The sequence below is a fragment of the Paenibacillus chitinolyticus genome (assembly GCF_045038035.1).
Taxonomy (GTDB): Bacteria; Bacillota; Bacilli; order Paenibacillales; family NBRC-103111; genus Paenibacillus_F; species Paenibacillus_F chitinolyticus_A.
In genome coordinates, this window is record NZ_CP173427.1 from 4,131,143 (window position 1) to 4,145,363 (window position 14,221).

Genomic DNA, 14,221 nt, shown 5'->3' on the forward strand with positions numbered 1-14,221 from the left:
GCTCCCTGAAAACTAGCAGCGAAACAAGCAGTCGATCCATCCAAAGATCTTGTGGTGCATACCCAGGGTATGCTTGTGATGCGGCATTTTCCTGTCGGAAAAGCCTAAGCATATGCTTTCGATGTAACCTGTACTGTCGTACAGATTTGTAGGTCAAGCCCTCGACCGATTAGTATTGGTCAGCTCCACACATTGCTGTGCTTCCACCTCCAACCTATCTACCTCGTCGTCTTCAAGGGGTCTTACATACTGGGAAATCTCATCTTGAGGGGGGCTTCACGCTTAGATGCTTTCAGCGCTTATCCCTTCCGTACATAGCTACCCAGCTATGCCTCTGGCGAGACAACTGGTACACCAGCGGTACGTCCATCCCGGTCCTCTCGTACTAAGGACAGCTCCTCTCAAATTTCCTGCGCCCGCGACAGATAGGGACCGAACTGTCTCACGACGTTCTGAACCCAGCTCGCGTACCGCTTTAATGGGCGAACAGCCCAACCCTTGGGACCTACTTCAGCCCCAGGATGCGATGAGCCGACATCGAGGTGCCAAACCTCCCCGTCGATGTGGACTCTTGGGGGAGATAAGCCTGTTATCCCCAGGGTAGCTTTTATCCGTTGAGCGATGGCCCTTCCATGCGGTACCACCGGATCACTAAGCCCGACTTTCGTCCCTGCTCGACCTGTATGTCTCGCAGTCAAGCTCCCTTATGCCTTTGCACTCTTCGAATGATTTCCAACCATTCTGAGGGAACCTTGGGGCGCCTCCGTTACTCTTTAGGAGGCGACCGCCCCAGTCAAACTGCCCACCTGACACGGTCCCTCTACCGGTTCACGGTAGTAGGTTAGAACTCCGATACGATCAGGGTGGTATCCCAACGGCGCCTCCACCCAAGCTGGCGCTCAGGCTTCAAAGGCTCCCACCTATCCTGTACAGATCGTACCAAAGTCCAATATCAAGCTGCAGTAAAGCTCCATGGGGTCTTTCCGTCTTGTCGCGGGTAACCTGCATCTTCACAGGTATTAAAATTTCACCGGATCTCTCGTTGAGACAGCGCCCAAGTCGTTACGCCATTCGTGCGGGTCAGAATTTACCTGACAAGGAATTTCGCTACCTTAGGACCGTTATAGTTACGGCCGCCGTTTACTGGGGCTTCGGTTCACAGCTTCGGGTTACCCCTAACCGCTCCCCTTAACCTTCCAGCACCGGGCAGGCGTCAGCCCATATACTTCGCCTTGCGGCTTCGCATAGACCTGTGTTTTTGCTAAACAGTCGCTTGGGCCTTTTCACTGCGGCCCCCTCGTGCTATTCACACTACCGGGGCACCCCTTCTCCCGAAGTTACGGGGTCATTTTGCCGAGTTCCTTAACGAGAGTTCTTCCGCGCGCCTTAGAATTCTCTTCTCGCCCACCTGTGTCGGTTTGCGGTACGGGCACCTTCGCCTGGCTAGAAGCTTTTCTCGGCAGTGTGAGATCAAGACCTTCGCTACTGTAATTTTCGCTCCCCATCACAGCCCAGCCTTCACGATGTGCGGATTTGCCTACACATCAGCCTCACTGCTTGGACGGACATCCATCAGTCCGCGTCCCTACCCTGCTGCGTCACTCCATTGCTCGTAACGGCTTACGGTGGTACAGGAATTTCAACCTGTTGTCCTTCGACTACGCCTTTCGGCCTCGCCTTAGGTCCCGACTTACCCTGAGCGGACGAACCTTCCTCAGGAACCCTTAGGCTTTCGGCGGATCAGATTCTCACTGATCTTTTCGTTACTCATACCGGCATTCTCACTTCTGTACAGTCCAGCAGTCCTCACGATCTACCTTCACTCCGTACAGAACGCTCCCCTACCCCAAGACATCTTTAGATGTCTAAGTCATAGCTTCGGTGGTGTGTTTAGCCCCGTTACATTTTCGGCGCAGAGTCACTCGACCAGTGAGCTATTACGCACTCTTTAAATGGTGGCTGCTTCTAAGCCAACATCCTGGTTGTCTGTGCAACTCCACATCCTTTCCCACTTAACACACACTTGGGGACCTTAGCTGATGATCTGGGCTGTTTCCCTCTTGACAATGGATCTTAGCACTCACTGTCTGACTCCCGGGGTAATGTCTGTGGCATTCAGAGTTTGACTGGACTTGGTAACCCTTGGCGGGCCCCGCACCCAATCAGTGCTTTACCTCCACGACACATCCCCCGAGGCTAGCCCTAAAGCTATTTCGGGGAGAACCAGCTATCTCCGAGTTCGATTGGAATTTCTCCGCTACCCCCACCTCATCCCCGAATTTTTCAACATTCGTGGGTTCGGGCCTCCAGTGCGTGTTACCGCACCTTCACCCTGGACAGGGGTAGATCACACGGTTTCGGGTCTACGCCTGCATACTATAGTCGCCCTATTCAGACTCGCTTTCGCTGCGGCTCCGCCTTTTCAGCTTAACCTCGCATGCAAACGTAACTCGCCGGTTCATTCTACAAAAGGCACGCCATCACCCATTAACGGGCTCTGACTTCTTGTAGGCACACGGTTTCAGGTTCTTTTTCACTCCCCTCCCGGGGTGCTTTTCACCTTTCCCTCACGGTACTGCTTCACTATCGGTCGCTAGGGAGTATTTAGCCTTGGCAGATGGTCCTGCCGGATTCCGACGGGGTTTCACGTGTCCCGCCGTACTCAGGATCCGTCTAGGCATACGTTCACTTTCGGCTACAGGGCTGTTACCTCTTCTAGCGGACCTTTCCAGATCGCTTCACCTAATGAACTTTTGCCACATTGACGTCCTACAACCCCAAGGAGCAAGCTCCTTGGTTTGGGCTAATCCGCGTTCGCTCGCCGCTACTGACGGAATCACTATTGTTTTCTTTTCCTCCAGGTACTTAGATGTTTCAGTTCCCTGGGTGTGCCTCCAATGCAGCTATGTATTCACTGCATGGTAACTGCGCATTACCACAGCTGGGTTCCCCCATTCGGACATCCCCGGATCAAAGCCTGCTTACGGCTCCCCGAGGCATTTCGTCGTTCGCCACGTCCTTCTTCGGCTCCTAGCGCCTAGGCATCCTCCGTGTGCCCTTATTAGCTTGACCAATGCTTGTTATATCCTGACTCGTGCTATTAAGCTGCGCTTAAAAAATCACTTCTCAGCATATAACTTCGCTTTACATCAAACCATCAAGGTTTTGGATGATTCTAGTTACATGTTTCGCTATCTAGTTTTCAAGGATCAACGTTTGAAAAGAGAAGTAAATTCTCCTTTCAAAACTGACAACGAGTGATTGAAGGTTGAAGGCGATGCCTTCTTGACTGGGTCCGTTTCAGGACCCGAGTCTCCATAGAAAGGAGGTGATCCAGCCGCACCTTCCGATACGGCTACCTTGTTACGACTTCACCCCAATCATCTACCCCACCTTCGGCGGCTGGCCCCTTGCGGTTACCTCACCGACTTCGGGTGTTGTAAACTCTCGTGGTGTGACGGGCGGTGTGTACAAGACCCGGGAACGTATTCACCGCGGCATGCTGATCCGCGATTACTAGCAATTCCGACTTCATGCAGGCGAGTTGCAGCCTGCAATCCGAACTGAGACCGGCTTTTCTAGGATTGGCTCCGGATCGCTCCTTCGCTTCCCGTTGTACCGGCCATTGTAGTACGTGTGTAGCCCAGGTCATAAGGGGCATGATGATTTGACGTCATCCCCGCCTTCCTCCGGTTTGTCACCGGCAGTCAACTTAGAGTGCCCAGCCTTACCTGCTGGCAACTAAGTTCAAGGGTTGCGCTCGTTGCGGGACTTAACCCAACATCTCACGACACGAGCTGACGACAACCATGCACCACCTGTCTCCTCTGTCCCGAAGGAAAGGCTTATCTCTAAGCCGGTCAGAGGGATGTCAAGACCTGGTAAGGTTCTTCGCGTTGCTTCGAATTAAACCACATACTCCACTGCTTGTGCGGGTCCCCGTCAATTCCTTTGAGTTTCACTCTTGCGAGCGTACTCCCCAGGCGGCATGCTTACTGTGTTAACTTCGGCACCAAGGGTATCGAAACCCCTAACACCTAGCATGCATCGTTTACGGCGTGGACTACCAGGGTATCTAATCCTGTTTGCTCCCCACGCTTTCGCGCCTCAGCGTCAGTTACAGGCCAGAAAGTCGCCTTCGCCACTGGTGTTCCTCCACATCTCTACGCATTTCACCGCTACACGTGGAATTCCACTTTCCTCTCCTGCACTCCAGTCTCCCAGTTTCCGGTGCGAACCGAGGTTGAGCCTCGGGATTAAACACCAGACTTAAAAAACCGCCTGCGCGCGCTTTACGCCCAATAATTCCGGACAACGCTTGCCCCCTACGTATTACCGCGGCTGCTGGCACGTAGTTAGCCGGGGCTTTCTTCTCAGGTACCGTCACCCAAAGAGCAGTTACTCTCCTTGGCGTTCTTCCCTGGCAACAGAGCTTTACGATCCGAAAACCTTCATCACTCACGCGGCGTTGCTCCGTCAGACTTGCGTCCATTGCGGAAGATTCCCTACTGCTGCCTCCCGTAGGAGTCTGGGCCGTGTCTCAGTCCCAGTGTGGCCGTTCACCCTCTCAGGTCGGCTACGCATCGTCGCCTTGGTGAGCCGTTACCTCACCAACTAGCTAATGCGCCGCAGGCCCATCCGTAAGCCACAGATTGCTCCGTGTTTCACGATCTCTCCATGCGGAGATACCGGTTATCCGGTCTTAGCTACCGTTTCCGGTAGTTATCCCGATCTTACAGGCAGGTTGCCTACGTGTTACTCACCCGTCCGCCGCTAACCATCCGAGAAGCAAGCTTCTCTTCAAGTCCGCTCGACTTGCATGTATTAGGCACGCCGCCAGCGTTCGTCCTGAGCCAGGATCAAACTCTCCGATAAAGTTGTGCCGGCCGAAGGCCAGCGGTTTATCTCAAGCTGATTAAGCTCAAACATACAAAGCTGACGAGAATTTCTTCTCATTTAATATCTCGATTTCTCGAGACGCTTCAATCACTCGTTGTTCAGTTTTCAAAGGACAATTTGTAAGCTTTTGTAGCTTTCGTCGTTAGCGCTTGTCTCAGTGACAACTTTTATACTATAACACAGTCGCGCTCATTTATGCAAGCTTTTTTTAAATTCTTTTTTCGCGGCGTGTTTTGTTGTTGCCGGCAAGAAGTAACTTTACCAGCATCCGACGCCTTTTGCAACAACCATTTTGTGGAAGAGGGATTTATGCTAACTTAGCGCTTTTGTGTTCCCTTTTCTCATGCAAATATCGCCTTATGAATATGAAAAGGCAAATTCACTAGATCGTTAACAGCGTGTGCATAAAACCATTCCCATGATATAAAATAAGGCTTTCTTAACACCACCTAAATGGCGAAAGAAAGCCTTAAACAACCTATACCCTATTTAAAGACAATGCCAAAAGGAACCACATCCGCAATTTTGTGTTTATAATTTACTCCGTTTATCACATATTTGCCGGATTTGGATTGTAACGACGGATTGATGTCTACCTTCAGGTAGGTTTTACCTTGATAGATTTGAACCGAAGAATTAAATGATTGTCCCTCTATTCCGATAATATTCGCGTTGGAGAAATCCAGATCAAATTGGGTTACGGGAGTTCCGGGGGTACCGTCATCAAGCCCCTCTTTGAACTCAATCAGTATGGAATCAAAGTTTGGATAAGGCTGAGAGAGAGAATACTCGTTTTTCCCCGATGTTTTAAGCACATCGTATACGTCCGATGTTACTGAATTATACGGCTGCAGACTGTATACCGACAGATTTAAAGGCATCTGAACGGTTTGCTCAGCACTCATTGAGGAACAGCCGACTTCATTACATGCTTCAATACTGAACGTATATGTTTCCCCTGCTTTCAATGATTCTAACAAAAGTTGGGTGCCTTCATAATTGGCAACGCTTATAGTTCTATTTTGATAAACGTTGAATGTTACACTCGAGCCAAGCGAATAGGAAGGTGTCCATGAAAGTAAAATTTTGTCTGTAAAATTGACTGGAGTTATTTTTACATTGGTAACAGGAGCTGGCCTCGTGAAAATATTCATGCCCGCTGCCATAAAGGTTTGACCGGGTGCTATGCTGAACTTAGCGGTGTTTGCGATCGAATAACCCGGTTTAGTCGCAGAAAGGATATAGCTGACATTAGGAGTAACATTGGTAAACTTGAAATATCCACGACTGTCCGTTTTCGTTGTTAAGCCAATGCCGCTTAAAGAAACTTCTGCATCTTCCGCGGGTTTGGTCATGCCTTCAGTAACATATCCTTCTATTTCACCTGGTACATTTACGCCGGGTACGGGTACTTTTTGGCCGCTGCCAGGTATGGTGCACCATTCGGCTGAGCATTCATTTGCTGCACTTCCTGTGTAGGTTATACCGGTTGGAGCGTTCTTATAGGTGAGATTATAATTGCTGCCGGCTTTCTGCGAACTTACACTAAGCAGTACCAAGTTCGGATACTGGGGATACTGGGTTGTTTTTAAAACCTGCAGTCCATTAGTAAATTGGTACCAGGAAGCTTCCTGGGCCGCTACAGACGCGTCGAATTCCACAACCAGTAAATCCGGCTTAAGACTTTGAACGGATTTTACTGCAGCGTTCAGCTGTTTGATGGTCATTTTGAAACTTTTAGTCGCTGCAAAAGCATCTTTATAAAGCGTCGCCGTCAGCGTAATCTCTTTGTCTCCCGCTCCCGACGCCGGCCTCTCCAGGTATAAATTCCACGTAGACAATAGCTCCGGATTACTCGATGACCATAAAATAAACGTATTATTGGCCCCGTTTGCAGGCAGAGACGGACGCTGAGTAACATGGTCTGCAGAATCTCCGGGCATATACTCGATCGTCAAAGCATTCACAGCTTCGTTAAGTTCATACACCGGGGCAACGCTCCTATAAAAAGACTCAAGTTTTTCTAAGTCTTTATCCTCTGCACCGTACTGTTTGGCGATTTGAATAGCTTTTTCGGCTTCTTCAGCTCTGGTCAAATAGACGGTAAAATCCGACGCATTTGACGAAGTATCAAGATAAGCCTGAATGGCTTTATTCGCGTTAGCGACCGCCAGATTCCTTACTTCATTTTCTACCGACGAATCCAGCTTAAACATACCGCCACCGCTTAATCTGATTGTGGCAATAGATTCGGCGGCACCGAGTACGGAGACTGCTTGGTTTGAATTCAGTTCTCCCAACAAAGTTGACGTGCCCATATCTATGGCCGTATCAGGCACAGCTACGATTAACTTCGTAATAGATGTCGGCTGATTGTTACCAGCCGTAGGAGACTCGAGGGAAAGTGTCATACCGGAAGAAGCTGCCGTAATTTCGCTGTCGATCTTCCCTTTAAAACTGACCTTCTTGCCGGAAGCATCCAGCTTAATTTTACCGAATCCTCCTTGCACGGAAGAACCCTCTAAAACAGCTTGAGTTGTCACTTCGGTATCGGCTATTTGGGTTCCCTCACCCGCTTCTACTCTCACGGGAAGTCCGTTATTGTTCACTGCGTTTATTTTCAAATTCTTTACGACCGCATTCCGCAGCTTAATGGAGCTTACGCTCCCTGAACGTACTTCCATCTGCTCTGCATCAATATTGTTCAAGCTTACTTCGCCAGTAGGACCCGGGTCCAGAATTAGAGTCTGGACACTTGTTTTACCGTTTGCGGGACCGTATGTGCCGGATGCTTGAACGGTAATAGCCGTTTGCGGTTTCCCGCTTGCAAGCAATTGCTCGACTGTCGGCGTCACGCCGCCGGGAACTCCGCCCCCTCCGAAACCGCCGCCACCCCCGCCAAACATCGGTGAAGTGCCTTCAACGGACTTGCCGCTGGGCTTACCTTTGTAAGTTAATGCGTATTTCGTTCCGGAATTTTGCGATGTTGTGGTGAGCACAACAATGGTTTTACTGCCTGACTTGAAATCCGCCGCTGTAACGAGAAGATCATGATCGAACTTGAAATCTTCCTTGTTCAGCTCCGTCAATGCGGAAGTGAATAAAACTTCGATTGTCGTGCTGCTTTGCGAAACCAAAGACTGGATCTGCTGCTCAGGTTGAGTCACTTCGGGCTTGGAAGCCAGAATTTCTTCGGCTTTGCTTAAATAGGCTTTATGATTTGTTTTGAATTCATAAGCCAGACGGGCTACAGCCTGACGGTCCGAACTGCTTTTCGGTTTGAAGAGAAGCCCTCCCTCACCGTTATCGATCCCGTTGACAAGCCCGATCTCATAAGCCAAAGATACGGACGGCTTAGCCCAGTCGGACGCCTGGTGCAAATCTGTTAGCTTGGTTGTTGGGCTTTTGACTGAAACACTCTCCACGAGCCCGAATGCCCGAACAAAAAAGACAACCAGTTCTTCACGTGTTACTTTGGCATCCGGCGAAAAAGTGCTGTCCGCCGTACCCTGTGTAATGCCAGACGCTACAAGTGTGCCGACATAGCCGCTATACCAGCTCGAAGCGTCTACATCATGGAAAGAAGCTGACTTGGCCGGTTCTTCCTTCAACCCCAGAGCCAGTACAAGAATTTTTGCGAATTCAGCGCGCGTTATGGGATTCTCAGGCTTAAAAGTACCGTCCGGGTATCCCGAAAGGATTCCTCCCGAGATGAGACCCGCTATTTCTTTTTGGGCGTAAGAGCGATCCAGGTCTGTTAACGTTTCTGTGGATGCCGCTTGAACAAAGTTCGGTAACATCATACCCAAAACCAGAACACTTAATGAAAACAAATTCATAAAACGGCGTAATCTTGCGAGCTTCATTTTACGAGTTCCCTCCGTCAGTTCTAATAAGATTGTTGTATACGCCGTTTCTTGCTGTCCGTACTACTTTGGGTCTAAACGCATATAACGAATTTATTATACTAGGTCGATAGTATGAAATATAGAGGGTAAAGAAAATACTGGAAAGTTGTCATATTCGGCGATCTCTACGGCATCTGTCAGCGGAATACGGTTTTGACTGTGTGGGGCAGCACTTCGTTCTTGGTCCGGACTGAAAGCTAGCGTACCGTCTGAAAGCCTGCAGTTCCTTCATAAACGGGAACCTGATGCCCGCAAAACGTATAAACGCCTTCGCCACCATCATGCCCGAGTGAGCAGGCTGCCTTTCCCTCGAAACGCTCGTATCCTGGGACGGCATCCTTGTGAGACTTTTTTGTATCCTTTCGATGAAACCTTGGAGCTAGGATTTCGATCAACGGTACAAACAATCAACGCTATACTAAAACAAACTATGTAAAGATTCCGGGGTAAAAGAACGAATTTCTTTCATCTATCCGGCCTTCATGTATTCTCAAGCTCATGTAGATTATTTAATTTTCTTTGCAGAAGGAGATATGCGTGCACAACTAGAAATTATGCTACCGAGTGAACCGGGTTGTATTTAGTTGGAAATTTTGCAGCAGGTAAAAAAACATGGTGTTTTAAATACGGGAGGGAGTTATTTGAAAAAAGCTGGGTTTGTCGCTTTCACATTTAGCATGGCATTTTTATTGGTTTTATTTTTACCTACAAAAACTTCTGCAGAATCCCCTGAAGTAAAAATTGAGGATTCAGCACTTGAAAAAGTCATTAGAACTGAACTCAATAAAAATGAAGGCCCCATAACGGTTAGGGACATGGAAAAACTCAAAAAAATAGGTCCTGCGGATTGGCAGGGAATTACGACGCTAAATGGCTTAGAATACGCCAAAAATTTGGTAGAAATCAAATTAACACAGAATAAAATTGAAAACATCCATGCTTTAAGCGAATTAACCAAATTGAGAACCATTAACTTGTGGCAAAATCAAATCAGTGACATTCACGCTCTTAGTAATCTCCACTCTTTAGTTGATCTGAATATTAGTCAAAACCATATTTCCGACATAAGTCCTCTTAGAAATCTTAGCAACTTAAAAGTACTTAACCTATCTGAAAATCAGATACAACATATTAATCCTTTAGAGAATCTTGAAAACTTATCCAACTTTGACGCTTATAAGAATCAAATTCAGGATATATCCCCCATGCGCAATTTCAAAAATTTATCTTCTACTAATTTACAAGAAAATAAAATTTCGGATATTTCGCCTTTAAGCAATCTGTCCAAACTTGATTTCGTTGGTCTTAAATACAACGGGGTTAAAGACATTAACCCCCTAAAAAGCTTACCGCATTTGACCGGCCTCGAATTGACTGGAAATCCGGTTCAAGATTTAAGTATCCTTAATCATTTTCCTGAGCTTAATTTGTTAAGTATCGGTTCTCTTCATATTTCCAACATTAACTTTCTAGAAAATCACCCAGATCTGAAATGGCTTCAGCTTGAAAACAATCAAATAACCGATATAAGCAGCCTTCAAAAACTCGCCAGATTACAGGAGGTTGATCTTTCTAATAATCAGATTTCAGATGTTTCTCCCCTGTCTCATGCGAGTAAGCTCGAGTTAGTAAGGCTCAATCAAAATCGGATTTCAGATATTAAACCCATTGTTCAATTACCAAATTTATGGTTGTTATCGCTTAATGGTAACTCCATAACCGATCCGGAATCTTTGGGGGACTTACCTCAATTACGTTCTCTTTATTTAGGATCAAACGGAATTGCTTCGCTTCAGTTTCTAAAGAGCCTGCCTCAACTCGTCTTGCTCTCTCTGGACGGAAACTTAATTAGTGATCTACGTGGAATAGAAGCTCAGAATGGTATCTATCAACTTGATTTAAGCAATAATCAACTTACTGATCTTAGTCCGATTAAATCGCTGAAAATGTTAGATGTCTTGTATCTGGATGGCAATGCTCTTTCGGATATATCCGCACTATCTCATTTAACTCCAAAAAAGATTTCATTGGTCAACAATCAAATCCGGGATATAAGTCCTCTGGATAACCAAACCGATCTTTGGGAAATTTATTTGGCGAATAACCCATTGAATGAAGGATCCGTCAGAAAACTTAAAGTCAGGGCATTAAATGGAGCGGCTGTATCTTACGGTGAGCGGATTTATGTAAAAATCAATGATGAAGTTCAAAATTATGCGGAAGACCAATCTCCGCAAAACATATCCGGTTCTATCTATGTTCCCATGAGAAAAATCTTTGAAGCACTAGGTGCTAATGTTACTTGGGATAGTAACACGGAAACAGTGACGGCTCAAAAATCAGATGTCTCTTTACAATTACAAATCGGCTCGAATAAAGCCATAGTAAACGGCAAAAACATATTCTTGGAATCTCCCATACAGGTCGTGAACGGATCTACTTTTGTACCTGTAAGAATGGTGAGCGAGACATTGGGAGCACAAGTAAAATGGAACTCCGCTACAAAAACAGTGGATATCAGACAATAGTCTAAACAAACAAGAAACATAAAATGATCGGACTATTCCAGAAACAAAGAAAATACGGATACTTGCTAAGAAAAAGCCGAAAGTGTGAGTACTGCTCACCCTCTCGGCTTTTGCTCATTAGACAACCCTGACTATAAAACTTTGGATTATAGATAGTGTACAAAAAAAGGCAAGATTAGGATTTCTTCACCCAATCTTGCCTTTATCTCTTATAAAGTAACCGAAACTTTAAAACACTCTTACGAACAGCGGCTGTATCCGCAGTTCGTGCAGTTTTTACAGCCTTCGCTGTTGACAAGCGAAGCGGAGCCGCAGGACGGGCACAAGTCAAGCGAAGTCAGCCCGGCAGGCGCGGCACCTGCGGAAGGAGCAGCCTGGCTAAGAGCAGCCGGCGCTTCATGCACGACTTCCTTCGTGGCGGTTACGTAGGCCTCGGCCCCCGTTTCGCCGGCCATCGCCTCTTCATGCATCTCAAGCGCTTTGGCGACCGCATCGGCGATGGACTCGACGCGATTGGCGCCGAAGCCGATGGCCCCCGAACCGCCGATGCCTTTGAGATGCTTGATCAGCAGGTTCACTTTGTTCCCGTGATCGCCGTAGCGCAGGAACAAGGAGCAGACGCGGCCGAGCGCTTCCGCCATGGCGAAGACGTCCGAGCCCGCTTTTCCCACATTGAGGAAAATTTCGCTCGGCGAGCCGTTCATGTCGTTGATTGTAATGTACGCCATACCGAACGGCGTGTTGATTTTATAAGTAGCGCCGCGCAAAATTTGCGGACGGCGTTTATATTCTTTATCGAAGACGTTCCCGGAAATCGCATCCGCTTGGACCGGTTCCGCCGCAACCCCCACAGACGGTGCTTCTGCCGGAACTTCAGGCGCAGGAACGGCCGCTTCGGCCTTCTTCTCATCCTTCTTATCTTTGTCCGTTCCCGTGCTGAGCACCTGTACGTCACGGCTGCCGTCGCGGTAGATGGTCACGCCTTTGCATCCCAGATCGAACGCAAGCTCGTACAGCCGCTCGGTTTCTTCGACCGTGAAATCGGCCGGACAGTTGGCCGTCTTGGAGATGGAGCTGTCTACCCAGCGCTGAATAGCGGCTTGAACGCGGATATGGTCCTCGGCGGACAATGTCATGGAGGTCACGAAATAATCCGGCAGTTCCCGATCCTTGTTCGCGTCCTTCCATTCCTGTGCGATCGGCACGTACTGCTTGTCGTAGCCGAGGCGGCTTTGGCGGAAATATTCGAAGGCGAAATAAGGCTCGATACCGGTGGAAGTTCCCACCATCGTTCCCGTGCTTCCCGTCGGTGCCTGCGTAATAACGGTCACGTTGCGCATGCCGTTTTTGCGGACGGATTCCGTCACTTCCGGGTAAACCTCGTGCATGTTTTTCATAAAACCGCTCTGCAGGAATTTCTCGGCGTCGAAATGCTTGAAAGAGCCTTTCTCGCCCGCGATTTCGGAGGAAGCCAGGTAAGCTTCGCGTGCCATAAAGCCGTAGATTTTATCCAGGAATTCGAGAGATTCCGGGCTTCCGTAACGGATGCGAAGCTTGATCATCAGCTCGGCCAGGCCCATCGTTCCAAGTCCGACACGTCGTTCGCCCTGCTGGTTCTCGCGGTTTTCCTCGAAGTGGTATGGCGTCTTGTCGATGACGTTGTCCAGAAAACGCGTGGAGTAACGGACGGTTTTGCCCAGCTCGTCCCATGCGACATCGTCATTCTCCTCGTCATAAAACTTGGAAAGGTTAACGGCCGATAAGTTGCATACACCCCAGGCCGGAAGCCCTTGCTCTCCGCAAGGATTGGTACAGATGATCGGGTTGAAGTACCAGCTGTTGGACATCTGATTGTAGTACTCCATAAATACGACGCCCGGCTCCGCGGAGCGCCATGCGGACTCGATGATCGTATGCCAAACTTCGCGGGCTTTAACCGTGCGGTACACTTTTACGGCTTTTCCGAGCTTTTTCCACTCATTGAGATCGCCGTTCCAAACTTCGTCGTATTCGGGGTCCGTCGTATCCGGGAACACGAGATCCCAGTCCAGATCCTCCTTCACCGCTTTCATAAAGCCGTTGCTCACGCAAACGGAAAGATTCGCGTTCGTAATCTGGCCCATCGTCGATTTAACGGTGATAAAATCAAGCAAATCCGGATGCCAGTCGTTGATCATAAGCATCAGCGCACCTCGACGGCTGCCGCCCTGCTCGATCAGGCCCGTCGTATAGCTGAAGAGGCCTCCCCATGACACGGAACCGCTGGAAGAACCGTTAACGCCTTTGACGATCGCGCGACGCGGGCGAAGAGACGAAAGATTAATACCGACCCCGCCCCCGCGGGACATAATTTCCGTCATCTCGGACAAGGTTGCCATAATACCGCCGCGGCTGTCATGCGGAGACGGGATGACGTAGCAGTTGAAGAGCGTCAGTTCGTCGCTGGCATCCGCGCCTGCGGCAATGCGGCCGCCCGGAACAAGCTTCCAGTCGTCCAGAATATAACGGAATTTTTCCGTCCATTCCTTCTGTTTTTCCGGTGTCGCTTCCACGGAAGCCATTGCCTTGGCCAGGCGGTCCCACAGCTCATCCGGCGTTTTTTCTATATTAAGAGTCAATCTGTCGATGTTCGACTCGATCGTTTCGCCGCTGCGCAGCTTAACGGTCACATTTCGCCCATCTCGCGCGGTGATTTCCCCGACTTCCTTGGCCGGAAATTTCGGGTCGTCCTTGGTCAGGACAAGCACCACGTCTCCGACTTTCGTATTGTTCGTGTCCGCATCTTTTAACGCATAACGATCCAAAAAGATTTTTTCGCTCAAACCTTCCAAACTTTTCCGCTGCATCGTCTTCAAAACGGCAACACCCTCCCAAATCAATGTACCT

General features: G+C 48.7%; 3 protein-coding genes and 2 rRNA genes. 1 reads left to right on the forward strand and 4 read right to left on the reverse strand.

Translation table 11 applies throughout. The features are described from left to right. Nucleotides 1-149: 149 nt before the first annotated feature. The 3 genes from ACI48J_RS18570 to ACI48J_RS18580 form a co-directional block, all read right to left on the reverse strand. A 23S ribosomal RNA gene (locus ACI48J_RS18570) occupies nt 150-3,072 on the reverse strand. A gap of 249 nt (nt 3,073-3,321) precedes the next feature. Then, a 16S ribosomal RNA gene (locus tag ACI48J_RS18575) occupies nt 3,322-4,875 on the reverse strand. The 16S and 23S rRNA genes sit together here, the layout of an rRNA operon. 509 nt (nt 4,876-5,384) lie before the next feature. Then, nucleotides 5,385-8,765: an S-layer homology domain-containing protein gene (locus tag ACI48J_RS18580; RefSeq protein ID WP_405079650.1), complete on the reverse strand. Its 3,381-nt coding sequence runs from the start codon at nt 8,763-8,765 to the stop codon at nt 5,385-5,387. A 626-nt stretch (nt 8,766-9,391) separates the two neighbouring features. Between ACI48J_RS18580 and ACI48J_RS18585 the strand changes: the two genes are divergently transcribed. Then, the gene (locus ACI48J_RS18585; protein ID WP_405079652.1) at nt 9,392-11,335 is read left to right on the forward strand and encodes a leucine-rich repeat domain-containing protein; all 1,944 of its coding nucleotides are present in this window, start codon (nt 9,392-9,394) and stop codon (nt 11,333-11,335) included. A gap of 239 nt (nt 11,336-11,574) precedes the next feature. On the opposite strand, the gene ACI48J_RS18590 is transcribed toward ACI48J_RS18585, so the two are convergent. Then, nucleotides 11,575-14,190, reverse strand: a complete 2,616-nt coding sequence (locus ACI48J_RS18590) for an adenosylcobalamin-dependent ribonucleoside-diphosphate reductase (RefSeq protein ID WP_405079654.1) — start codon at nt 14,188-14,190, stop codon at nt 11,575-11,577. Nucleotides 14,191-14,221 lie beyond the last annotated feature (31 nt).